Genomic DNA, 21,476 nt, shown 5'->3' with positions numbered 1-21,476 from the left:
CGCGCACACGACCTAAGATGATCAACGTGTCCGACCAGCAAGCCCAGCACGCTCCGAGATCCCTCATCGTCACGCTCTACGGCGCGTACGGCCGCTCCGTGGAGGGCCCGGTGCCCGTCGCCGAGCTGATCCGGCTGCTGGCCGCGGTCGGTGTGGACGCCCCGTCCGTGCGCTCCTCGGTGTCCCGGCTGAAACGGCGCGGCCTGCTGGTCCCCGCGCGCACCGCCCTCGGGGCGGCCGGCTACGAACTCTCGCCCGAGGCACGCCAGTTGCTCGACGACGGCGACCGGCGGGTGTACGCCACGGATCCGCCGGAGGACGAGGGCTGGGTGCTCGCCGTGTTCTCCGTGCCGGAGTCCCAACGGCAGAAGCGGCACGTCCTGCGCTCACGGCTGTCCGGCCTCGGCTTCGGCACGGCGGCCCCGGGCGTGTGGATCGCCCCGGCCCGGCTGTACGAGGAGACCAGGCACACCCTGGAACGGCTGCGCCTGGACGCCTACGTCGACTTCTTCCGCGGCGCGCACCTCGGCTTCGCGCCAACCGCTCAGGCGGCCGCGCGCTGGTGGGACCTGACCGCCATCGCCGGGCAGCACGAGGCGTTCCTGGACCGGCACGCGCCGGTGCTGCGCGCCTGGGAGGAGCGGACGGACACCCCGCCCGAGGAGGCCTACCGCGACTACCTCCTCGCCCTGGACTCCTGGCGTCATCTCCCCTACGCCGACCCCGGACTGCCCGCCGCCCTGCTCCCCGCCGGCTGGCCGGGCACCCGCTCGGCGGCCGTCTTCCGCGGCCTGCACGACCGGCTGCGGGACGCGGGGGCGCGGTTCGTGGGCGTGTGACGGCCCGGGGCCGCGCCCCGCGCGCCCGTCACTGGGGCGGGGTCGGCGTGTCGTGGGTGCGGTACATGGCCTGCACGTCCAGCTCCAGCTGGACCGTCGGCCCGACGACGGCGATGCCACGGGCGAGCATGGAACGCCAGTTGAGGGTGAAGTCCTCGCGGTGCAGCTCCGCCTTCGCGAGCGCCGCGCAGCGCAGTTCCTGCTCGTAGCCGCCGTTTACGGTGCCGAGGTACTCGGTGTCGAGCCCCACGGAGCGGCTGGTGCCGTGCATCGTGAGGGTGCCGTGCAGCGTCCACCGGGAGCCGCCGCGGTAGGCGAACCGGGTGCTGGTGAAGTCGATGTACGGGTAGTTGCCGACGTCGAGGAAGTCGGCGGACCGCAGGTGGTTGTCGCGGGTCCGGTTGCCCGTGGTGAGGCTGGAGGCGTCGATGCGCACCGAGACCTGGGAGTCGGCCATGTTCTCCGCGACCCGGATGCCGCCCTCGAACCGGGTGAAGCGGCCGTGCACATGGGCCATGCCCACGTGTTTGGCGATGAACCGGATCGCGGTGTGCGGAGGGTCGAACAGCCAGGTGCCGGGCGGCGGCAGCTCCAGTTGGCGTCCGGGTTGCAGCGTCACGCGCACGGGGGCGAGAGCCACCCCGGCGGTGATGTCGACGGTCTCGCGGACGGGCGTCAGGCCCTCCGCGGCCACCATCACGCTGTACCTCCCCGGGGGCAGGGCCGCCATGAAGTAGCCGTACGGGTCGGTGGTGCCGCCGGCCACCACACGGTGGCTGTCGAGAGCGGTCACCGTGACCTCGGCCGCACCCAGGGGCTGCCCCAGGACGTCGACGGTCTCGCAGCCGAACGCCCCCGCCCCGTCCGGCAGGGGGACCGTGAGGCCCGAGGCGGCGCCGGAGGCGCCGTGCGGGCGCAGGCGTCGAAGCAGTCCGAGGACCATGTGGTGTTCACCTTTCCGCATGTGTGTTTCCGCGCGGCCCGTACGCCACGCCGCGTTCGCGGCTGCCAACGACCCGGGAGAACAGGACATCAGTACGAGGGGACGGTCTGACATCGATCCTAAAGCCGCCGGGAGGGCAAAGGCGCTGGTCCCAGAGCCTTGACGAGCACCGGTCAACGCCGGACGGACCACCGGAAGAGCGCACGATGGGGGCGTATGTCGGGATTTGGAGGGGCGGCACTTTGCAGTGACGCTCCGGCGAACGGCGGGAAGCGTGTGGCGATATTCATGCAGCATGCACGGTTACGGCGCGCTTCACTCACGTTCCCCGCACACCTCGCCCGGAGCGGGCGGTGCCGGCCGCGACCGGGCTCAGCCTCCCAGGGTGAGCCGGGGCTTGGGCGCGTCCGTACGGCCGGTGCGCGGAGGCCTGCTGCCCGCCCGGTACGGCGCCGGCCAGACCACGCCCGGGCCCTCGTACCCCTGCTCGGCCGCCGCGTGCAGCGTCCAGTGCGGGTCGTAGAGGTGCGGGCGGGCGAGTGCGCACAGGTCCGTACGCCCGGCGAGGATCAGGGAGTTGACGTCGTCCCAGGAGGAGATGGCGCCCACCGCGATCACCGGGACGCCCGCCTCGTGCCGCACCCGGTCGGCGAACGGGGTCTGGTACGAGCGCCCGAACTCCGGTTCCTCCTCCGCCACGACCTGCCCGGTCGACACGTCGATCGCGTCGGCGCCGTGCGCGGCGAAGGCACGGGCGATCGCGACCGCGTCCTCCGCCGTGACGCCGCCCCGCGCCCAGTCGGTCGCGGAGATGCGGACGGTCATCGGCCGGTCACCGGGCCACGCCGCGCGCACCGCGTCGAACACCTCCAGCGGGAAACGGAGCCGCTTCTCGGGTGAGCCGCCGTAGGCGTCGGTGCGGTGGTTGGTCAGCGGGGAGAGGAAGCCGGAGAGCAGATAGCCGTGGGCGCAGTGCAGCTCCAGCAGGTCGAAACCGGCCCGCGCGGCCCGCACGGCGGTGGCGGCGAACTGCTCCCTCAGATCGGTGAGCTGCGCCCGGGACAGTGCGCGCGGCACCTGGCCGCCCGGCCGGTACGGCAGGGGCGAGGCGGCTACGAGGGGCCAGTTGCCCTCGTCGAGCGGCTCGTCCATGCCTTCCCACATCCGCTTGGTCGAGCCCTTGCGACCGCTGTGCCCGAGCTGCACGCCGATCGCGGCGCCGGGGGCCTGTGCGTGCACGAAGTCGGTGATCCGCCGCCACGCCTCGGCCTGTCTGCCGGTCCAGAGGCCGGCGCAGCCGGGCGTGATGCGGCCCTCCGGGCCGACGCACACCATCTCGGTCATCACCAGCCCGGCGCCGCCCAGCGCGCGGGCGCCGAGGTGGACGAGGTGGAAGTCGCCGGGGACCCCGTCGAGCGCGGAGTACATGTCCATGGGCGAGACGACGACCCGGTTCCGCAGGGTGAGACCGCGCATCCGGAACGGGGTGAACATCGGGGGCGTACCGGGCGGGCAGCCGAACTCCCGCTCCACGGACCCGGTGAACCGGGCGTCGCGCAGCCGCAGATTGCCGTGGGTGACCCGGCGGCTGCGGGTGAGCAGGTTGAACGCGAACTGGCGGGGCGGCTGCGCGAGATGGCGGGACAGGTCCTCGAACCACTCCAGGCTGGCCCGTGCCGCGCGCTGGGTGGAGGCGACCACGGGCCGGCGTTCCTCCTCGTACGCGGCCAGCGCGGTCTCGACGGTGGGCTGTTCGCGCAGGCAGGCGGCGAGGGCCAGGGCGTCCTCGACGGCGAGCTTGGTGCCGGAGCCGATGGAGAAGTGGGCGGTGTGGGCGGCGTCGCCGAGGAGCACGACGTTGCCGTGCGACCAGCGTTCGTTGACCACCGTACGGAAGGTGGTCCAGGCCGAGTTGTTGGACTTCAGCGGGCGTCCGCCGAGCGCGTCGGCGAAGATCTTGGCGCAGCGCTCGACGGACTCCGTCCCGTCCGTCCCGTCGAACCCGGCCGCGCGCCACACCTCCTCGCGCATCTCGACGATCACGGTGGAGGCGTCGGCGGAGTACGGGTAGCCGTGCAGCTGCATCACGCCGTGCTCGGTCTCGGCGATCTCGAAGCGGAAGGCGTCGAAGGCGAAGTCGGCGGCCAGCCAGACGTAACGGCACCGGTGCTCGGTGATCCGGGGCCGGAACACGTCCGCGAAGGCCTCCCGGGTGGTGCTGTGGACTCCGTCGGCGGCGACGACGAGGTCGTACGTCCGCGCCAGCCGGGCGGGGTCCGGGGCCGCGGTCCGGAAGCGGAGTTCCACGCCGAGGGAGCGGCAGCGGTCGTGCAGGATCTCCAGCAGGCGGTGCCTGCCCAGCGCGGCGAAGCCGTGTCCCCCCGAGGTGTGCGGGACGCCCCGGTGGACGATGTCGATGTCGTCCCAGCGGGTGAAGTCCCGCTGCAGGGCCGCGTAGACGACGGGGTCGGCGTGCTCGATGCCGCCGAGGGTCTCGTCCGAGAGGACGACTCCGAAGCCGAAGGTCTCGTCGGGGGGATTGCGTTCCCAGAGGGTGATATGCCGGTCGGGGTCGAGGCGTTTCAGCAGCGCGGCGGTGTAGAGGCCGCCGGGGCCGCCGCCGATGACCGCCACGCGCGCGGGGCGGTTTCCCTGGCTCCTGGCGGAAGGCATCCGCTCACCTCCCCCGCCACTTCGGGGTGCGCTTCTCGGTGAAGGCCGCGTGGAACTCCGCGTAGTCCTCGCCGTTCATGAGGAGGGCCTGGGTGGAGGCGTCCAGCTCCACCGCCGCCGCGAGCGGCATGTCCAGTTCGGCGGTGAGCAGGGCCTTGGTCTGGGCGTGGGCCAGGGCGGGGCCGTCGGCCAGGCGGCGGGCCAGGGCCCGCGCGGCCTCGTCGGCGTCGCCCTCGTCCGTCAGCACGCTGATCAGGCCGATGCGCTCGGCCTCCGGTGCCCGTACCGGGTCTCCCAGCATGAGCAGCCGGGTGGCGTGGCCCAGGCCGACCACCCGGGGCAGCAGATAGGCCGCGCCCATGTCGCCGCCCGACAGGCCGACCCGGGTGAAGAGGAAGGCGAAGCGGGCGCCCGCGTCGGCGACGCGGAAGTCGGCGGCCAGGGCGAGGACCGCCCCGGCGCCCGCCGCCACCCCGTGGACCGCGGCGACCACCGGGAACGGGCACTCCCGGATCGCCCGCACGACCTGACCGGTCATCCGGTTGAAGTCGAGCAGCTCGGCGGTGTCCATGGCGAGGGTGGCGCCGATGATCTCGTCGACGTCGCCGCCGGAGCAGAAGCCGCGGCCCTCGCCGGCCAGCACCAGGGCCCGTACGGCCCGCTCCCGGGCCAGCTCGGCGAGCAGGTCGCGCAGATCGGCGTAGGCGCCGAAGGTGAGCGCGTTGAGCTTGTCGGGGCGGGCGAGGGTGACGGTGGCGACCCCGTCGGCCAGATCGACGCGCAGATGCTCCCAGCGGGAGGTGCGGGCGGCGGAGCCGGTGAAGGGACTCATGAGGGCGGCCTCCTCGGACGGGCACTGCGCGGCTCAGTGAGTTCTGTCCGATGAATTTATCACCTGTCCGTGACTTCCGTCACGGGTGCGCGATACGCCGTTCGGGCGCCGTCCCGTCCGTCACGACTCGTCGACATACCGGTAACGGCGGGAGCCCGCGTGCGAGGCGGGGCGTGGAGCTGGGTAAGCCGCCCGTTGCCGGGGCAGAGGGCCCCGGCACGGCGCCCCCGGGCACGGGGGCCGGTGCCCCGCCCCCCTCGGGGGGCCGTACCGGCTGCGCCGTACCATGGGCTGCTGAACGCGAGGAGCACCCGCTCCATGAACGGACCCGTCGTGCACGAACCCCCCGCCGCTTCCACCTCCTGGCGCGTAGCGCTGCCGCACACCGCCGCGGCGGTGCCGGTGGCCCGTGCACTGGTCCGTACGGCACTGGCCGAGCGGGAGCACGCCGCCGACTGCGACACGGCGGAGCTGCTGACGGCGGAGCTGGTGGCGAACGCGGTGGAGCACACCTCGGGGAGCACGCCGATCGAGCTGGTGGTGCGGCTGCTGCCGGCCGGCTGCCAGGTCGAGGTGCACGACGCCGACCCGGAGCCCCCCGGTGAGCTCACCCGCCCGTCCCTCGGGATGCCCGACCCCTGGCAGGAGAACGGGCGGGGGCTGCTGCTGATCCGCACCCTGAGCTCGTCCTGCGGCCACCGCCCCACCGAGTCGGGCAAGGCGGTGTGGTTCCGGCTGCCGGGACAGCGGCGCCCGGTCTGAACGCGGCGCGGGACCTCAGGCGAGGGTCGCGACCAGGACCGCCTTGATCGTGTGCATACGGTTCTCCGCCTCGTCGAAGACCACCGAGTGCGCCGACTCGAACACCTCGTCGGTCACCTCCAGGGAGGTCAGGCCGTGGGTCTCGTGGATCTCCCGGCCGACCTTCGTGCCCAGGTCGTGGAAGGCCGGCAGACAGTGCAGGAACTTGACGTCCGGGTTGCCGGTGGCGCGCAGGACGTCCATGGTCACCGCGTACGGGGCGAGGGCGGCGATCCGCTCGTCCCACACCTCCTTGGGCTCCCCCATGGAGACCCAGACGTCCGTGACCACGAAGTCCGCGCCCGCGACGCCCTCGCCGATCTCCTCGGTGAGCGTGATGCGGGCCCCGCTGGACGCGGCGAGCTCATAAGCCCGGTCGACGATCTCCTGGGCGGGCCAGTACGCCTTGGGGGCGACGACACGGACGTCCATGCCCAGCAGGGCGGCCGTCACCAGGTAGGAGTTGCCCATGTTGAAGCGGGCGTCGCCCAGGTAGGCGAAGGCGATCCCGGTGAGCGGCTTGGCGCAGTGCTCGGTCATGGTGAGCACGTCGGCGAGCATCTGGGTGGGGTGCCAGTCGTCGGTGAGCCCGTTGTAGACGGGCACCCCCGCGTACGCCGCGAGCTCCTCCACCTTGTCCTGGCTGTCGCCGCGGTACTCGATGCCGTCGTACATCCGGCCCAGCACCCGGGCGGTGTCCCGCACCGACTCCTTGTGGCCCATCTGCGAGCCGGACGGATCGAGGTACGTCGTCGAGGCGCCCTGGTCGGCGGCCGCGACCTCGAACGCGCAGCGGGTGCGCGTCGAGGTCTTCTCGAAGATCAGCGCGACGTTCCTGCCCCGCAGGTACCGCTGCTCGGTCCCGGCCCGCTTGGCGGCCTTCAGTTCGGCGGCCAGCTCCAGCAGTCCGAGGAACTCCTGCGCGGTGAAGTCCAGCTCCTTGAGGAAGTGGCGGCCGGCGAGGGCGGTCGGGACAGTCGCCATGGGGCGCTCCAGTAATGGGGGACATGAACCCTTGGAAGTCTATACGACGTTTTGTATTTCTATACGGCCTACCGCACCGCGTCCCGCTGGACGGGACAGCTCATGCAGCGCGGCCCGCCCCTCCCCCGGCCCAGTTCGCTGCCGGGGATCTCTATCACCTCGATGCCCTGCTTGCGCAGGTGCGTGTTGGTGGTGGAGTTCCGCTCGTAAGCGACGACCACGCCCGGTTCGACGGCGAGGACGTTGCAGCCGTCGTCCCACTGCTCACGCTCGGCGGCGTGCACGTCCTGGGTGGCGGTCAGCACCCGGATCTCACTGAGCCCCAGCGCGGCCGCGATCGCGCGGTGCATGTGCTCCGGCGGATGGTCGGTGACCTTCAGCTCCTTGTCCCCCGCGCCCGGCTCGATGGTGTACGAGCGGAGCATGCCCAGGCCGGCGTACTGGGTGAAGGTGTCGCCGTCGACCATCGTCATCACCGTGTCGAGGTGCATGACGGCGCGCCGCTTCGGCATGTCGAGGGCGACGATGGTCTCGGCGGAGCCGGCCGCGAACAGCTTGTGCGCGAGCATCTCCACCGCCTGCGGGGTGGTCCGCTCGCTCATCCCGATCAGCACCGCCCCGTTGCCGATGACCAGCACGTCCCCGCCCTCGATGGTGGACGGGTAGTCGGCCTGCCCCTCGGACCAGACGTGGAAGGACTCCTCGCGGAACAGCGGGTGGTGCCGGTAGATCGCCTCGAAGTGCACGGTCTCGCGCTGCCGGGCCGGCCACCGCATCGCGTTGATGGCGACACCGTCGTAGATCCAGGCGGAGGTGTCGCGGGTGAAGAGGTGGTTGGGCAGCGGCCCGAGCAGGAAGTCGTCGAGCTCCATGGCGTGGAAGCGCACGGAGGTGGGCTCCGGGTGGGCGTCCAGGAACTCCCGCTTGGTCATCCCGCCGATCAGCACCTCGGCGAGCCCGGGCGCCGCAAGGGTCTCGAAGGCGGCCCGCAGATGGTCGGTGGCGAGCGGGCCGTACTCCTTCTCGTCGAAGACCCGGTCCAGGACGAGAGCGCGGGCCGCCGGGATGTCCAGCGTCTCGGAGAGCAGGTCACCGAAGAGGTGGACGGTGACCCCGCGGTCGCGCAGGACGTCGGCGAATCCGTCGTGCTCGGCGCGCGCCCGGCGCACCCAGAGCACGTCGTCGAAGAGCAGGGCGTCCTTGTTGCTGGGGGTGAGCCTTTTGAGCTCGAGATCGGGCCGGTGCAGGATGACGCGGCGGAGCCGGCCGGCCTCGGAGTCGACGTGGTAGGTCATGCCTCCATCCTGACCACCCGGGGGCGGGTTCACCCCCGGTCCGGCACATCCGCGGTCCGGCTTCCGTCAGCGGCCGGGCGCCGGCCGGATCAGCTCGGGCCGGGCCAGCAGCCGGCGCGCCCCGGGGTCCCGGGCAAGCGCCGCGCGGGCGACGATCCACCCGGCCAGGAGGTGCGGGTCGCCTGGCTCCCGGGAAAGGCCGTCGTCGTACCCGGTGAGCGCGGCGGCGGCGTTGCCGGCGGCGAGCTGTTCGTCCGGGGTGCGGGGGCCGGCGGGCGGGACCGAGAAGGCGTGGGTGCGGACGTCCGGCCAGGGGGCGCGGTCGGGCCGGAAGCGGAGGACGTCCGGCGGTGTGTCGCCGTCGGATGGCACCGAGTGCCCCTCGGGGGCGGGGGCGACGTTGCGCAGCCGCCATTCGGTGCGGTGCAGGGCGGCTGCGGTGCGGGCGCGGGAAAGGGCGGCCGGGGGCACGGGCTCGCGCAGCCAGGCGTCGAGGGTCCGGGCGAGACCGCCGACCAGGGCCTGCCCGGCCTCCGTGAGGCGGCCGCTGGTGAGGAGGGTGCGCACCACGAGACGGCTCTGGGTGCGGCGCAGCGCGAAGTGGTAGGCGGCCGTCTCGCCGTGCTCCGGGTCGGACAGCCGGTCCCGCCAGAAGCCGGCGACGCCGGTGAAGGCGTAGGCGCCGTGCAGCAGACCGGTGAGGTGGCGCGGATCCGGGCGCCAGGGGGCGTAGTAGCGCTCGGCGCGGTCGTCGCGCAGCAGCGGGAAGAGGTGGATCAGCGCGGCGAGCTTGCTGTGCTGGAACTCGTGGACCAGCGCCTCGGCCAGGGCCAGCGGTGAGGAGGGGCGGGCGATGACCATCGCGCCGAAGGAGTCGCCGCTGGACGCCGACACGCGGACGTCGGGTGGCGGAGGCGGCAGCAGGCCGGTGCGGGCCCACGGGACCACGGCGCGGATCACCGCGGGGTCGAGCCGTCCGGGCCCCGGCCCCTGCGCGGTCGCGAGGACGGCCACGGCCTCGTCGAACAGCCGCTGCCAGGCCACGGCCTCGTCGGCGTCCAGCCGGGCGGGCGGCACCGGGCCGTCGAGGTCGCGGTAGGGGTCCAGGTCCTCCAGCGGCACGGCGGCGGAGCCGACCGTGAGGGTACGGAGGGGAAGCCAGCGGGGGTCGTCCGCCGGCGGCGCCCCGTCCACCGGGACGGAGGCGGGGCGGCAGGTCAGGACCGAGCGCCGGCCGTCGCGCCCCTGGCCGGTCAGGGTCAGCTCACCGGCGCGGGTGCTCGCCGTCGCCGCCGACAGGCCCGCCGCCCCGTCCGGCAGCCTGGCCAGTCCCAGCCCCGGCAGGGACAGCGCGCCGTCCTCCAGCGGAACGCGCAGGGACGCCTCCGTGCCGGCGCGCAGCGAGGCGGCCACCGCCAGGGTGTTCAGCCTGGCCGCCTCCGCCCACAGGTGCGGCCCGGTCGCGGTGCCGTGGATCCGGCGCAGGGTGTGCGCGATCCACGCGCCGGTCGTCGGGGCGAGCAGCAGCCCTTCCACCGGTTCCGGCGCCCGCTCCGCCGCCTCCTTGAACACCCGCCAGGCCTCGGGGGCGGGGCTCAGCGGGGTGGGCAGGTCCCGGATCTCCTGCAGCACGGTGCGGAGCAGCAGCAGCCGGCGCGCCCGTTCGCCCTGATCGAGGAAGGCCAGGGCCCGTGCGGAGCCGCCGCCGGCGGCCAGTTCCGCGAAGAGGGGTTCGGGCATGCGGAACGGGCGGGGGCGCTCGCTGTTCGTCACCGGGACCTCCGGTCGGTGGGCGGGCATGCGGGGGCCCGGTGGGGGCACTTTGCGCGGCAGGACTGCTATTCGGCCCGGGGCGGATCGCCGCCGCCCCGGATGCCGCCGCGGGAGCGGAGGACCTCTGTGAGAAGACGGGTGCCGGGACCGAGGGGGGCGAGGCCGTCCACAGCGGACAGGGGCAGCGCCGCAAGATCGGCCAGGTCCGACTCCCGGACAGGAGCCCCCGCCGCGAGGGCCGGCTTCCGGGCGGCGGCTTCGGCGTTGCGCTGAGCGGGCGGCTGATGCAAGGTGCGTCCCCCTTCTCGCACGGTGGCACGCAATGCCCCGTGTCCTTTGCATCCATCATGGCCATTGATTCCCGCATCGAAAACCGTACGATCACGCCATCCGATCATCATCGATTGCGTGAACACCTGACAGAACCGATCAACTCATCCGATTCTCCTCCTACTTGAGAAGTGCATGCGGAAGCAGCGCCGCCGAGGAGCACGTCGACCGGCCGCACCGCCCTGTGCCGCCCTGGAACGGTGAGAGCGGAGAAGACCGTTCACGCACATCACGCTGCGACGAGACGGAGTTCCGCAGCATGCACCCGGCCACCGGCTCCCGGTCAGCAACGTCCCGGTGCGCACACGGCCGTGCTGCCGAACCATCGGCACCGCAGAACGCGCCGCACTGCCTCGAGGGCCGTGCGGCGCCCCGCACGGCCGGAAACAATCCCTCCGGAATGACGGCCCGCGAGGCGGCGTACCTTCGCGGCACCCTGAGAGCGCGTCGACGGCGCACGGCAGCACGGAGGTGCAGCCCGACGCACCCCTGTACACGGCCGTGCTCGACCGCTACCCGCGTGCATCCTGTGACTCGGGGCGAGCACGTGCACATGATCCGATACACCGTCAGATAGCCTCTATTCTGGCTGAGTTGACTTCGCCAAAGCGTGCGATGACCCTCGGCGGACATTCGGTCGGCCGAACAACAGGACCACAGGGGGACTCATGAGCCCTGACGCTCTGATCGCGCACTTCGTGGGGGCCTCGGCCCTGATCCTGGTGGCCGCGCACGCGGCGGGCTGGGCGGCTCGCAAGCTTCGGCAGCCGTACATCGTCGGCCAGCTGACGGCGGGGATAGCGCTGGGTCCCTCCCTCCTCGGCAGCATGGCGCCCGACGCGTACGACATGCTGTTCCCCCAGGAGATCGGCACGGCCCTGACCGGCTTCGCGCAGTTCTCCCTGGTGGTGTTCCTCTTCGCGGTGGGCTACGAGCTGGACCTCAAGCTGCTGGGCGACCGGGCGCGCACGGCGGTGGGGGTGGCGGCGGCCTCGTTCGTGGTGCCGATGGCGGTCGGCAGCGGCGGCGCGCTGCTGTTCTGGGACCAGCTGCACGGCCTCGGCATGCCGCGCGCCCCCTCCCCGTCGATGGTGCTGTTCGCCGGGATCGCCCTGTCCGTCACCGCCGTCCCCGTACTGACGGCCATAGTGCGGGAGAACGGACTGGCCCGCACGGTGCCCGGCGTGGTGGCGGTCTCGGCCGCCGGCCTGCTCGACGTGGTCTGCTGGACCGTGCTGGCCGGGGCGCTGCTGGAGAACGGCGGCGACCAGGCGCTCGGCTGGGGGTGGCGGGTGGCGCTCGCGGCCGGTTTCGTCGCCGTGATGCTCCTCGCGGCCCGGCCGCTGCTGCGCCGGCTGCTGTGGCGCACGCACCTGGAGCCCTCGCTGCGGATGGCGCTGCTGATCGGCTTCGCCCTCGGGTCCGCCTGGGTCACGCACTCCCTCGGTCTGCACGTGATCTTCGGCGCGCTGCTGGCGGGCGTGGTGACACCCCGCGAGCCGGACGACCGGCTCGACCCCGATCTGCTCCGTCCCCTGCACGACGTCAGCTCGCTGCTGCTGCCGTTCTTCTTCGTGGTCTCGGGCCAGGCCGTCGTGCTGAACGGCATGGGCGTCACGGGATGGATCGCCGTACTGGTGGTGACCGCGCTGGCCACGGTGACGAAGATCGGCAGCGGCACGGTGGCGGCCCGGCTGGGCGGCCTGGGCCGCTACGACGCCCACACCGTCGGCATCCTGATGAGCGCCCGGGGGCTCACCGAGCTGATCGCACTCAACGCCGGCCTGCAGGCGGGCCTGCTGAGCGACCGGCTCTACAGCGTCCTGGTCTTCATGGCCCTGGCCACGACTCTATTCACCCAGCCGCTCCTGATCCTGGTCCGTCGCATGGCCCAACGCCGTCCACCCGGAGGGACACAAGACCGGGCCGACCTGCCTCTTCCACCCACCGGGCGGGACGACTCGCGCGGCGCTCCGGTGACGGATCTGGGCTGAACATCCGGCCGGGGCGGCAACTGTGCCGCCCCGGCCGTTCGCGTCGACTGCTACAGCGGCAGGGGAGCGATGTCGCACTCGATACGGCGGCCCAGCCGGGCCGCCTCCAGCCAGGGGTGGTCGGCACGGACCACGCGGGCGAAGCCCTCCACAGCCTTTCGCCGCATCTGGTCCGCCTCAGCCCCCCGGCCGAGACCGCGCAGGTCCAGGGCGAGGTTCGCGGTGCAGGACAGGGTCAGCGGGTGCTCCGCGCCGGCGGTCACGGTGAGCGCCGTCAGGGTGGCCTCGTCGACCTCGTATGCACGGTCGAAGTCCAGTCGTGCGTAGGCGGTGTTGGCCCTGCCGATGTCGACGGTCAGCGTCGTCACGTGCTCGGGGCCCAGTGTGGCCACCAGTCTGCGAGACGCGTCGTCCTCCACTTCCGCGGCGTGGTCCAGAGCGCCCAGCATCCGCAGAGTGGCTGCGAGATTCGCCTTGGTGAGCAAGGTGTAGGCGTGGTCTTCGCCGAACAAGGACGCGTAGCGCCGCGCGGTCTCCTCGCCCAGCTCGCGGGACTTGTCGAGGTTTTGGGACCCTCCGGCGAGGCGCCGGTCGACGGCGAGGTTGATCGCCGTGGAGAGTGAGTCGGGGTGAACGGGCCCGTAGCGGGCGACGAAGCGGGCGAGGGTCTCCTCGGAGAGCTTCAGTGCCTCGTCGAGCGCGCCGTCCCGGCGCAGGCAGACCGCGAGGTTGCGAGCCACGCGCAGGGTGAGCGGGTGCTGTTCGCCCATGGCGTCACGGGCCCTGGAGTAGACATCCCTCTGGTATTCCCGGGCGCCCGGGTAGTCGCCGCTCTCCCGCATGTCGATGGAGAGGCCATTGAGGGTGTTGAGCGTGAGGGAGTTGTTGGGACCGAACATGTGCTCGCGCTGTCGGGCGTTCTCCCGGTCCATGGGCAACGCCTCGGCGAACTGCCCGCACAGCCGTAGGTCGACCCCCCAGCTGTGGGTGGCCCGCAGGGTGATCGGGTCCTCCCCGCCGAACATGCCGCGCGCCAGCTCGGTGGCCTCCCGGCCGAGGTCCCGGGCCTCCGCGAACCGGCCCTGGTAACGACGGGCGTCGGACATCTCGCAGAGGGAGTCGATGAGGTCCTCGGGGTCGGCGTTGATTCGCCTTGACACTTCCAGGGCCTTCTCGGTCAGCGGGATGGCCTCGCCGATCTGACCGATCTGGCGCAGGACGAAGGCGAAGGTCTTCGTGATGCGGATGACGTGGATGTCCTCCTCACCGGACTCCGCGAGCCAGGAGCTCCATGCCTGCCGCGCGAGGTCCGCAGCCCCTTCGTGGTTGCCCCAGTAGTAGAGGAAGAGCACCGTGTCGGACACGAGTTCCCGCACATAGGTGTCGGAGCTGGTGACCGCCCGGGAGGTGAGGATGTGCGGCAGCAGCGCCTGGTAGGCGGGCCATTCGCGGGACGAGGCGTAGTGGCCCGGCTTGGCGCCGGAGAGCAGCTGGTGGGCGGCGTCCCTCATGCGCTTGCGCTCGTCGGGGTCGAGCTTGGCGAGGAGCACCGTCTGCAGCAGGCGGTGCATCTGCAGGGTGTCGGTCCGGGGGTCCGTCTTGACCAGGGAGAACTGGTTGAGGTCGCGGACGGCCCGGTTGAGCTTGATCGACTCCCGCAGCAGCGGGTCCACCTCGGGCGTGATGCTGATGCCCCGGCCGCCGCGCAGCATCGAGCGCGGGATGGGCTCGGGGGCCATGCTGGCGCAGATGTCGAGGAGCTGGCGGGCGCCGGGATTGTTCTCCTTGATCCGCTCCAGCGAGATGTCCCAGGCGGCGGCCACGGAGACCGGGTAGTCGGGAGCCGGGTCGAGGTCGAGGATCTCGGGGCTGCGCTCGGCGAGCAGGGCGAGGTAATCGTCGACGAGCATGCCGGTGACGGCGCGCCAGGCACCCGCCTGCTCCACCGCGAGCGGCAGGTCGCCGAGGGCCTCGGCGAGGCGGTCGGCGTCTTCGGCGGAGAGGTCGGCGGAGCGCTTCTGGAGCAGCTCGACGGACTCCTCGCGCTCGAACACGCTCACCGGCAGCGGGGTCGCCACCCGCTCCCAGGACCGGTTCCGGGAGGTGACGATGACCTTGCCGGGGCCGCTGGTCGGGAAGTACTGGCGTACGACGTCGATGTCCTCGGCGTTGTCGAAGACCAGCAGCCAGTCGTCGTAGGGCTCTCCGGCGCGCAGCGCGTCCAGGACCGCCTGGACCGAGGTGTTGGCGGTGCCCTCCTGCCCCGGCTGGGCGACGCCGAGCCGGGTCGCGAGACCGGCGAGCGCGGCCAGGATGAGGCTCTCCCGCTCGGCGGGGATCCAGCAGATCACCTTGTAGCGGCGCTGGTGGGTGTAGATGTACTCCAGGGCCAGCTGGGACTTGCCCACGCCGCCGAGACCGTGCAGCGCGTGCGGCAGCACGGCCGCCGTGTCCTGGGCTTCGAGCTGCGCCTCCACGGCACCCAGCAGCGCCTGGCGGCCGACGAACGAGGTGTTCCTCAGCGGAACGTTCACCATGAACCGGGCGGTGAGTCCGTGCCCGGCGGCCAGTTCCACCAGGGTCTCGGTGCGGTAGTAGAAGTCCTCGTGCAGTACCTGGTGCTCCTCGCCCTCGGTGCGGTCGAAGGTGAAGTCGAAGAACCCGCCGGGCGCCAGCACCCTGCCGACGTGCGCGAAGCACTCCTCGATGACGTGCCGGGGCGAGTGCGAGAAGACGCTGTGCGCGTGGACGACGTCGAAGTGGCCGTCCGGCAGGAAGCCGAGGGTGAGGTCGTCGGCGAGCGCCAGGTACGGCATCTTCGTCTGCAGTCCGTCGCGTACGAGGGTCTCCTGCGCGGCGAGCAGGATGTGCGGGGAGATGTCGATGCCGTAGTAGTGGCCGGGTTCCAGGTGGCCGATGAAGTGGCGTCCCGCCCGGAGGTTGCCGCAGCCGATCTCCAGCAGCCGGTGGTGGGGCCGCAGCCCGTGCCGCAGCAGGTAGTCGAACTGCAGCCGGCCGATGCGCGCCCACTGCTCGCGGGAGGGGCTGTGGCCGACGGCCGCCTCGGTGCTGCGTGCCGCGTCGGAGGCCATCACCGCGCGGTAGTAGGCGATGTGGCCGGGATGCCGCAGCCGCAGCCAGCCGTCGCGCAGCGCACGGCGGGCGTGGGCGGGGACGCGCCGCGGGTGACGCAGCGCGTAGCCGGCCCGATGGGTGAGGGCGCGGCGGTTCCTGCTGGTGTCCTCGGCTCCCATGGCTCTCCTTCCGGCTGCCACTCGGGAAGAAGTCCGCTTCAGAGTGCGCTGTAATCGCCGAGTCGGCCACCCGAGGAGAGGGGCGATCGTGACCACAGGGCACCGCATCACCATCGAGGCCAGTGACGCGCGGGTACGCGTGGTGCACGGCGGGCAGGTGCTGGCGGAGAGCGACCGGGCGCTGGTGCTGCGCGAGACCGGCTGTCCCCCGCGGTACTACATCCCGCCGCGGGACGTACGGCTGGATCTGCTGACGCCGTCGGAGACCCACACGTACTGCCCGTTCAAGGGCACGGCGTCGTACTGGTCGCTGCCGGACGCGGCGGACCTGGTCTGGGCGTACCCGGAGCCCAAGCCGGACGTCGCGGGGATCAAGGACCACCTCTGCTTCTACGAGGTCGAAGTGGAGCGGTGACGCGCCGCCCGCCTCACCGACGAACACCGCGCGGTGCGGCAGTCTGGGGTGACATGGACAAGAACATCTCTTCGCGCGACGGCACGTCCCTGGCCTACGAGAGCGCCGGGCGGGGCTCCCCGGTCGTTCTCGTCAGTGGCGCGATGTCGACGGGTGCCACGGTGGCACCGCTGGCCGCGCCCCTCGCGGAGCGGTTCCGGGTGGTCGTCTACGACCGCCGGGGCCGGGGCGGCAGCGGGGACACGGCCCCGTACGCCGTGGAGCGCGAGGTCGAGGACCTGGCGGCGCTGATCGAGGCGGTGGGCGGCGAGGCCGCGCTGTACGGCGTCTCCTCGGGCGGCGCGCTGGCGCTGAGGGCGGCGGCGAGCGGTCTGCCGGTGCGCCGGGTCGCCGTGTACGAGACGCCGTACGCGATGTCCGAGGACGATCTCGGGGAGCGGGCGCGGTACACCGAGCGGCTGACGGCGGCGCTCGCCGAGGGCCGGCGCGGGGACGCGGTCGAGCTCTTCCTGCGCCTGACCGGACTGGCCGAGGACGTCATCCAGGGCGCTCGGCAGTCGCCGATGTGGGCCGGCATGGAGTCGATGGCGCCGAGCCTCGCCCACGACGACGCCGTGATGGGCGACGGGAGCGTCCCGCGCGGGCTGCTGGCGTCGATCCCGGTGCCGGTGCTGTCGATCGCGGGGGCCGTGAGCCCGGCGTGGATGCGTGAGGCGGCGCGGGCGATCGCGGAGTCCGTCCCCCGGGGTACGTACCGCGCCCTGGAGGGCCAGACCCACATGGTGGAGCCGGACGTGCTGGCCCCGGTGCTGGCGGAGTTCCTCAGCGGGTGAGGACGGCCCGCCGGCCGGCGAAGTGGGCGGTGAAGTCGCCCTGCCCGGTGAAGTGAGGTCGCCGTGCCGGGCGAGCGCCGCGGCGACGGAGCCGTGGTCGGACGGACCGGTGCCGTCCTCGGTCATCCGGACCGCCCGCGGCCAGGGGCAGCGGTTCTCCAGCCGGGCCGGGGCCGGCGGCCGTCAGCTCGCGGTGGCCGCCGCCGCCCGCACCGTCGAGGCGATCGTCGCCGAGCCGACCACGCGGGTGCCGTCGTACAGCACGATCGCCTGGCCGGGGGCGACGCCCCGGACGGGCTCGGTGAAGGACACCTCGAGGGTGCCGTCGACGAGTTCCGCCGTCACCTCGGTCTCGCCGCCGTGGGCGCGCAGCTGGGCGGTATAGGTGCCGGGGCCGCTGGGTGCGGCGCCGCACCAGCGGGGCTTGATCGCGGACAGGGCGGTGACGTCGAGGGCGGCCGCGGGACCGACCGTGACCGTGTTGGTCACCGGGGAGATGTCCAGGACGTAACGGGGCTTGCCGTCGGGGGCCGGGGTGCCGATCCGCAGGCCCTTGCGCTGGCCGATGGTGAAGCCGTACGCGCCCTCGTGGGTGCCGACCTTGCTGCCGGACTCGTCGACGATGTCGCCCTCGGCCCTGCCGAGACGGCCGGCGAGGAAGCCCTGGGTGTCGCCGTCGGCGATGAAGCAGATGTCGTGCGAGTCGGGCTTCTTGGCCACGGCGAGTCCGCGCCGCTCGGCCTCCGCGCGGATCTCCTCCTTGGTGGTGACGGTGTCACCGAGGGGGAACATCGCGTGGGCGAGCTGGCGGTCGTCGAGGACGCCGAGGACGTAGCTCTGGTCCTTGGCCATGTCGGAGGCGCGGTGCAGTTCGCGGGTGCCGTCCTCGCGCAGGATCACCTGGGCGTAGTGGCCGGTGCAGACCGCGTCGAAGCCGAGCGCGAGCGCCTTGTCCAGCAGCGCGGCGAACTTGATCTTCTCGTTGCAGCGCAGGCAGGGGTTGGGGGTGCGGCCGGCCTCGTACTCGGCGACGAAGTCCTCGACGACGTCCTCCCGGAAGCGGTCGGCGAGGTCCCACACGTAGAAGGGGATGCCGATGACGTCGGCGGCGCGGCGGGCGTCGCGGGAGTCCTCGATGGTGCAGCAGCCCCGCGCGCCGGTACGGAACGACTGCGGGTTCGCGGAGAGCGCGAGGTGGACGCCGGTCACGTCGTGGCCCGCTTCGGCCGCGCGCGCGGCGGCGACGGCGGAGTCGACTCCGCCGGACATGGCGGCCAGGACGCGGAGGGGGCGGGGGCGCTGCGAGGTCTCAGTCATAACCCCTCCAGGGTAAGGGGGCGCGGGAACCACGGCCGCCGGGTACGCGTTCACGATCACATGGGGGAGAACAGAGCATCCGCGGACGGCGACCGGCGCATCGGCCGGCGTGCCCTGATCGTGGGCGGGATCGCCGCCGCGACGGGCACGGCGGTGCTGGCGCGGGACGAGCTGGCCCGGCTGTGGTGGCGCATGCCGGGCGTGGAGAAGCCGCGTGAGCAGGGCGTGGTCGACTACGCGGGGGCGCGCTGGGTGGCCGCTTCGGACGCCAACTGGCGTCGCGCGGACCGGCCGGACGACTACCACGTCGACATGGTGATCGTGCATGTCACCCAGGGCAGCTTCGACAGCGCGGTGCAGGCGTTCCAGGACCCCGGCCACAAGGCGGCGGCGCACTACATCGTCGGTCAGGACGGCCGCGTCACGCAGATGATCCGCGAGCTGGACGTGGCGTACCACGCGGGCAACCGCGACTACAACGAGCGCAGCATCGGCATCGAGCACGCGGGCTTCGTGGACCGGCCCGAGGACTTCACGGACGAGATGTACGAGGCCTCGGCCCGTCTCACGGCCCGCATATGCGCCCGCTACGACCTCCCGGTCGACCGGAAGCACATCCTCGGCCACGTCGAGGTCCCGGGCACGGACCACACCGACCCGGGCCCCCACTGGGACTGGGACCGCTACCTGGAACTGGTCCGCCGAGCCCGCACGGCCCCCACCCCCACCCCCTCCACCTCCCCGTCGTCCACGGCCGGCTAGACGGGCCGGAGCGTCACTGGAAGATCTCGAGCCAGTTCAGCGACCTGTTGAGAAAGGCCCGCACCGCGCCGCCCCGGGTGAGATTGCGGGTGTTGACGCCGCACATCACAGCCGCCAAGGCGAGGTCGGTGGCGTCGGCCGGGCCGAGGACGGTAAAGGTGGCCTTCTTCCGCGCACCACTGCCGTACCGGCGGGTCCGGATCTCCACGCCGTCGCGGATCAGGGCACGGTCACGGTGCCGGCGGCTGGTGGCGAGATAGCGGTACTCCCGTCCGGCGACCTGCATCCGCAGGGCCCGTCCGGCCCTGGTCTGGGCCCAGCGGTTGCGCTTGAGGCGGATTCCGGCTCCGCCGACACTTAGCTGACCCATGTGGAGCGAGGGCTTCCGTCCGTAGGCCCAGCCGCCGAAGGACGTGGCGGGCAGGGCGTCCCCACTGACCTCGGTGACATGACGGTCGCCATGTCGCTTCACCGGGTACACCACCTCGATGCGCCCGAACTCCCCTGCCGTGCCCCGATAGCCGAACGTCCAGGCAAGCCGATCGCCGGAACGGTCCTCCCAGCGGTCGAGGGTGTAGGTGTGGCGCTGCACGGGTTCCTTCCCTGGGGCTCTCATGCGTGGTCGGCCGGTGCTCGCGGGCTCGTTCCGGCGCGGGCTCCTGCCGGTGGGCTACGTCAGGCCTGCCGCGCGGGCCCTTTGGACCGCGGGGCCGATGGCCTTGGCGAGGGCTGTGACGTCGGCCTCCGTGGAGGTGTGGCCGAGGGAGAAGCGGAGGGTGCCGCGGGCCAGGTCCGGGTCGGTGCCGGTGGCCAGGAGGACGTGGCTGGGCTGGGCGACTCCGGCGGTGCAGGCGGAGCCGGTGGAGCACTCGATGCCCTGGGCGTCCAGGAGGAGCAGCAGTGAGTCGCCCTCGCAGCCGGGGAAGGTGAAGTGCGCGTTGGCCGGGAGCCGGCCCCCGGGGGCGGGGTCGCCGCCGAGGATGGCGTCGGGGACGGCCTCGCGGACCGCGGCGACCAGGTCGTCGCGCAGCCTGCCGATCTCGCGGGCGAACCACTCCTGCTGCTCGGCGGCGAGCCGTCCGGCGGCCGCGAAGGAGGCGACGGCGGGGACGTCGAGGGTGCCGGAGCGGACGTGGCGTTCCTGGCCGCCGCCGTGCAGTACGGGGACGGGGGTGTGCTCGCGGCCCAGGAGGAGTGCGCCGATGCCGTAGGGGCCGCCGATCTTGTGGCCGGACACGGTCATGGCGGCGAGTCCCGACGCGGCGAAGTCCACCGGGACCTGGCCGAAGGCCTGCACCGCGTCGGAGTGCAGGGGGATGCCGAACTCGGCCGCGGTCTCGGCCAGTTCGCGGATCGGCAGGATGGTCCCGATCTCGTTGTTGGCCCACATGACGGTGGCGAGGGCGACGTCGTCGGGGTTGCGGGCGATGGCCTCGCGCAGGGCCTCGGGGTGGACCCGGCCGTGCCGGTCGACCGGCAGGTACTCGACGGTGGCGCCCTCGTGCTCGCCGAGCCAGTGGACGGCGTCGAGGACGGCGTGGTGCTCGACGGGGCTGGCGAGGACCCGGGTGCGGGCCGGGTCCGCGTCGCGGCGGGACCAGTACAGGCCCTTCACCGCGAGGTTGTCGGCCTCCGTGCCGCCGGATGTGAGGACGATCTCGCTGGGGCGGGCGCCGAGTGCCTCGGCGAGGCTTTCGCGGGCCTCCTCGACGGTGCGCCGGGCGCGGCGGCCGGCCGCGTGGAGGGAGGAGGCGTTGCCGGTGACGCCCAGGTGCGCGGTGAGCGCCTCGACTGCCTCGGGCAGCATCGGGGTGGTCGCGGCGTGGTCGAGGTAAGCCATGGTGGGGCCGATTCTACGGGGCTCCGTGCACCGGCCACGGGTCGCGGTCGGCCGGGACGCGGAGCCCGCTCACAGGCTCCACGAGATCGTCTGGTCCGCCTGGACGAACGCGGCGAGAACGAGCAGGTCGGCGACGCCGAGTCCGAGCCCCAGGCAGGCGCGGCCGCGTCGGGTGGTGCCGCGCCACAGCGCCACGGCCGCCAGCACGATGGCGGTCGGGCCGAGGAAGACGTTGAGGACGAGCAGGCCCAGCAGGCCCAGGACGAAGGACGCGACGGCCATGCCGTCGGCGTCGTGGAATCCGGTGCGCCGGGCGGCGGGTGCGGTGAGCTGCATGGTGATCGGGCTCCCACGGTCGGAGGGATCGGAGAGAAGAGGGAAGGGGTGGTGGGTGTCGGTCAGTGGGCCGAGGTGCCGTGCCGGCGGCCGTGCCGCTCGCGCAGGGCGAAGACGCCGAGCCATACGGCGATGACGGCGCCGGCGACGACGGTGAAGGAGAGCGGGGCGTGGACGACGGTGCCCAGCGCGACGCCCAGCAGCAGAAGCGTGGCGACGAGGAACAGCATGAGTGGATCCCCCAGGTTCGGTGAA

18 protein-coding genes are annotated in these 21,476 nt (G+C 72.7%); 6 read left to right on the top strand and 12 right to left on the bottom strand.

Going from position 1 to position 21,476, the window contains the following annotated elements; translation table 11 throughout:
* Nucleotides 1-17: 17 nt before the first annotated feature.
* Nucleotides 18-839, top strand: coding sequence for a PaaX family transcriptional regulator (locus CNQ36_RS25280; protein ID WP_121547648.1), 822 nt, complete (start codon nucleotides 18-20; stop codon nucleotides 837-839).
* A 28-nt stretch (nucleotides 840-867) separates the two neighbouring features.
* Here CNQ36_RS25280 and CNQ36_RS25275 read toward each other — a convergent pair whose 3' ends face one another.
* From CNQ36_RS25275 to CNQ36_RS25265, 3 genes are all read right to left on the bottom strand, one after another.
* Nucleotides 868-1,782 carry a YceI family protein gene (locus tag CNQ36_RS25275; RefSeq protein ID WP_121547647.1) on the bottom strand — a complete coding sequence of 305 codons (915 nt, stop codon included), beginning with the start codon at nucleotides 1,780-1,782 and terminating at the stop codon, nucleotides 868-870.
* 372 nt (nucleotides 1,783-2,154) lie between these two features.
* On the bottom strand, nucleotides 2,155-4,455 hold the full coding sequence (locus CNQ36_RS25270) for a bifunctional salicylyl-CoA 5-hydroxylase/oxidoreductase (RefSeq protein ID WP_121547646.1): 2,301 nt from the start codon (nucleotides 4,453-4,455) through the stop codon (nucleotides 2,155-2,157).
* A 4-nt stretch (nucleotides 4,456-4,459) separates the two neighbouring features.
* On the bottom strand, nucleotides 4,460-5,287 hold the full coding sequence (locus tag CNQ36_RS25265) for an enoyl-CoA hydratase family protein (protein ID WP_121547645.1): 828 nt from the start codon (nucleotides 5,285-5,287) through the stop codon (nucleotides 4,460-4,462).
* A 318-nt stretch (nucleotides 5,288-5,605) separates the two neighbouring features.
* Here CNQ36_RS25265 and CNQ36_RS25260 point away from each other — a divergent pair, with 318 nt between their 5' ends.
* Entirely contained in the window at nucleotides 5,606-6,049 is a 444-nt protein-coding gene (locus tag CNQ36_RS25260; protein ID WP_040905960.1) for an ATP-binding protein, read from the top strand.
* A 15-nt stretch (nucleotides 6,050-6,064) separates the two neighbouring features.
* On the opposite strand, the gene argF is transcribed toward CNQ36_RS25260, so the two are convergent.
* The 3 genes from argF to CNQ36_RS25245 all read right to left on the bottom strand — a co-directional run bounded on the left by argF (nucleotide 6,065) and on the right by CNQ36_RS25245 (nucleotide 10,140).
* Complete coding sequence (gene argF, locus CNQ36_RS25255; protein WP_121547644.1) at nucleotides 6,065-7,072, bottom strand: ornithine carbamoyltransferase; 1,008 nt, start codon at nucleotides 7,070-7,072, stop codon at nucleotides 6,065-6,067.
* A gap of 68 nt (nucleotides 7,073-7,140) precedes the next feature.
* Entirely contained in the window at nucleotides 7,141-8,367 is a 1,227-nt protein-coding gene (locus CNQ36_RS25250) for an arginine deiminase (protein WP_121547643.1), read from the bottom strand.
* A gap of 66 nt (nucleotides 8,368-8,433) precedes the next feature.
* On the bottom strand, nucleotides 8,434-10,140 hold the full coding sequence (locus CNQ36_RS25245; RefSeq protein WP_228313072.1) for an HEXXH motif domain-containing protein: 1,707 nt from the start codon (nucleotides 10,138-10,140) through the stop codon (nucleotides 8,434-8,436).
* A gap of 998 nt (nucleotides 10,141-11,138) precedes the next feature.
* Here CNQ36_RS25245 and CNQ36_RS25235 point away from each other — a divergent pair.
* Nucleotides 11,139-12,464, top strand: coding sequence for a cation:proton antiporter (locus CNQ36_RS25235; RefSeq protein ID WP_121547640.1), 1,326 nt, complete (start codon nucleotides 11,139-11,141; stop codon nucleotides 12,462-12,464).
* A 50-nt stretch (nucleotides 12,465-12,514) separates the two neighbouring features.
* On the opposite strand, the gene fxsT is transcribed toward CNQ36_RS25235, so the two are convergent.
* Complete coding sequence (gene fxsT / locus CNQ36_RS25230; protein ID WP_121547639.1) at nucleotides 12,515-15,718, bottom strand: FxSxx-COOH system tetratricopeptide repeat protein; 3,204 nt, start codon at nucleotides 15,716-15,718, stop codon at nucleotides 12,515-12,517.
* Nucleotides 15,719-15,806: 88 nt separating this feature from the next.
* Between fxsT and CNQ36_RS25225 the strand changes: the two genes are divergently transcribed.
* Both CNQ36_RS25225 and CNQ36_RS25220 read left to right on the top strand, forming a co-directional pair.
* Nucleotides 15,807-16,133, top strand: coding sequence for a DUF427 domain-containing protein (locus CNQ36_RS25225; protein WP_121547638.1), 327 nt, complete (start codon nucleotides 15,807-15,809; stop codon nucleotides 16,131-16,133).
* A gap of 53 nt (nucleotides 16,134-16,186) precedes the next feature.
* Nucleotides 16,187-16,966, top strand: coding sequence for an alpha/beta fold hydrolase (locus CNQ36_RS25220; protein WP_121547637.1), 780 nt, complete (start codon nucleotides 16,187-16,189; stop codon nucleotides 16,964-16,966).
* A gap of 183 nt (nucleotides 16,967-17,149) precedes the next feature.
* On the opposite strand, the gene mnmA is transcribed toward CNQ36_RS25220, so the two are convergent.
* Complete coding sequence (mnmA, locus tag CNQ36_RS25215) at nucleotides 17,150-18,283, bottom strand: tRNA 2-thiouridine(34) synthase MnmA (RefSeq protein WP_004925136.1); 1,134 nt, start codon at nucleotides 18,281-18,283, stop codon at nucleotides 17,150-17,152.
* A 60-nt stretch (nucleotides 18,284-18,343) separates the two neighbouring features.
* Between mnmA and CNQ36_RS25210 the strand changes: the two genes are divergently transcribed.
* Nucleotides 18,344-19,045, top strand: a complete 702-nt coding sequence (locus tag CNQ36_RS25210) for an N-acetylmuramoyl-L-alanine amidase (protein ID WP_121547636.1) — start codon at nucleotides 18,344-18,346, stop codon at nucleotides 19,043-19,045.
* 13 nt (nucleotides 19,046-19,058) lie between these two features.
* Here the strand turns inward: CNQ36_RS25210 and CNQ36_RS25205 are convergent, their stop codons facing one another.
* From CNQ36_RS25205 to CNQ36_RS25190, 4 genes are all read right to left on the bottom strand, one after another.
* Nucleotides 19,059-19,637: a hypothetical protein gene (locus CNQ36_RS25205; protein ID WP_121547635.1), complete on the bottom strand. Its 579-nt coding sequence runs from the start codon at nucleotides 19,635-19,637 to the stop codon at nucleotides 19,059-19,061.
* A 78-nt stretch (nucleotides 19,638-19,715) separates the two neighbouring features.
* Complete coding sequence (locus tag CNQ36_RS25200; RefSeq protein WP_004925152.1) at nucleotides 19,716-20,885, bottom strand: cysteine desulfurase family protein; 1,170 nt, start codon at nucleotides 20,883-20,885, stop codon at nucleotides 19,716-19,718.
* Between the two features lie 69 nt (nucleotides 20,886-20,954).
* On the bottom strand, nucleotides 20,955-21,221 hold the full coding sequence (locus tag CNQ36_RS25195) for a DUF4190 domain-containing protein (protein ID WP_121547634.1): 267 nt from the start codon (nucleotides 21,219-21,221) through the stop codon (nucleotides 20,955-20,957).
* Between the two features lie 62 nt (nucleotides 21,222-21,283).
* Complete coding sequence (locus CNQ36_RS25190) at nucleotides 21,284-21,451, bottom strand: hypothetical protein (protein WP_040906084.1); 168 nt, start codon at nucleotides 21,449-21,451, stop codon at nucleotides 21,284-21,286.
* Nucleotides 21,452-21,476 lie beyond the last annotated feature (25 nt).

This window comes from Streptomyces fungicidicus, assembly GCF_003665435.1.
Taxonomy (GTDB): Bacteria; Actinomycetota; Actinomycetes; order Streptomycetales; family Streptomycetaceae; genus Streptomyces; species Streptomyces fungicidicus.
Note: the sequence above shows the minus strand (reverse complement) of the source record. Positions and strands in the feature narration are given on the sequence as shown.

Coding starts and splice junctions, on each gene's coding strand:
- CNQ36_RS25275 (WP_121547647.1), bottom strand. CDS start 1,782: ATGGTCCTCGGACTGCTTCGACGCCTGCGCCCGCACGGCGCCTCCGGC.
- CNQ36_RS25190 (WP_040906084.1), bottom strand. CDS start 21,451: ATGCTGTTCCTCGTCGCCACGCTTCTGCTGCTGGGCGTCGCGCTGGGC.
- CNQ36_RS25210 (WP_121547636.1), top strand. CDS start 18,344: ATGGGGGAGAACAGAGCATCCGCGGACGGCGACCGGCGCATCGGCCGG.
- CNQ36_RS25220 (WP_121547637.1), top strand. CDS start 16,187: ATGGACAAGAACATCTCTTCGCGCGACGGCACGTCCCTGGCCTACGAG.
- CNQ36_RS25270 (WP_121547646.1), bottom strand. CDS start 4,455: ATGCCTTCCGCCAGGAGCCAGGGAAACCGCCCCGCGCGCGTGGCGGTC.
- CNQ36_RS25280 (WP_121547648.1), top strand. CDS start 18: ATGATCAACGTGTCCGACCAGCAAGCCCAGCACGCTCCGAGATCCCTC.
- CNQ36_RS25260 (WP_040905960.1), top strand. CDS start 5,606: ATGAACGGACCCGTCGTGCACGAACCCCCCGCCGCTTCCACCTCCTGG.
- argF (WP_121547644.1), bottom strand. CDS start 7,072: ATGGCGACTGTCCCGACCGCCCTCGCCGGCCGCCACTTCCTCAAGGAG.
- mnmA (WP_004925136.1), bottom strand. CDS start 18,283: ATGACTGAGACCTCGCAGCGCCCCCGCCCCCTCCGCGTCCTGGCCGCC.
- fxsT (WP_121547639.1), bottom strand. CDS start 15,718: ATGGGAGCCGAGGACACCAGCAGGAACCGCCGCGCCCTCACCCATCGG.
- CNQ36_RS25265 (WP_121547645.1), bottom strand. CDS start 5,287: ATGAGTCCCTTCACCGGCTCCGCCGCCCGCACCTCCCGCTGGGAGCAT.
- CNQ36_RS25250 (WP_121547643.1), bottom strand. CDS start 8,367: ATGACCTACCACGTCGACTCCGAGGCCGGCCGGCTCCGCCGCGTCATC.
- CNQ36_RS25235 (WP_121547640.1), top strand. CDS start 11,139: ATGAGCCCTGACGCTCTGATCGCGCACTTCGTGGGGGCCTCGGCCCTG.
- CNQ36_RS25200 (WP_004925152.1), bottom strand. CDS start 20,885: ATGGCTTACCTCGACCACGCCGCGACCACCCCGATGCTGCCCGAGGCA.
- CNQ36_RS25195 (WP_121547634.1), bottom strand. CDS start 21,221: ATGCAGCTCACCGCACCCGCCGCCCGGCGCACCGGATTCCACGACGCC.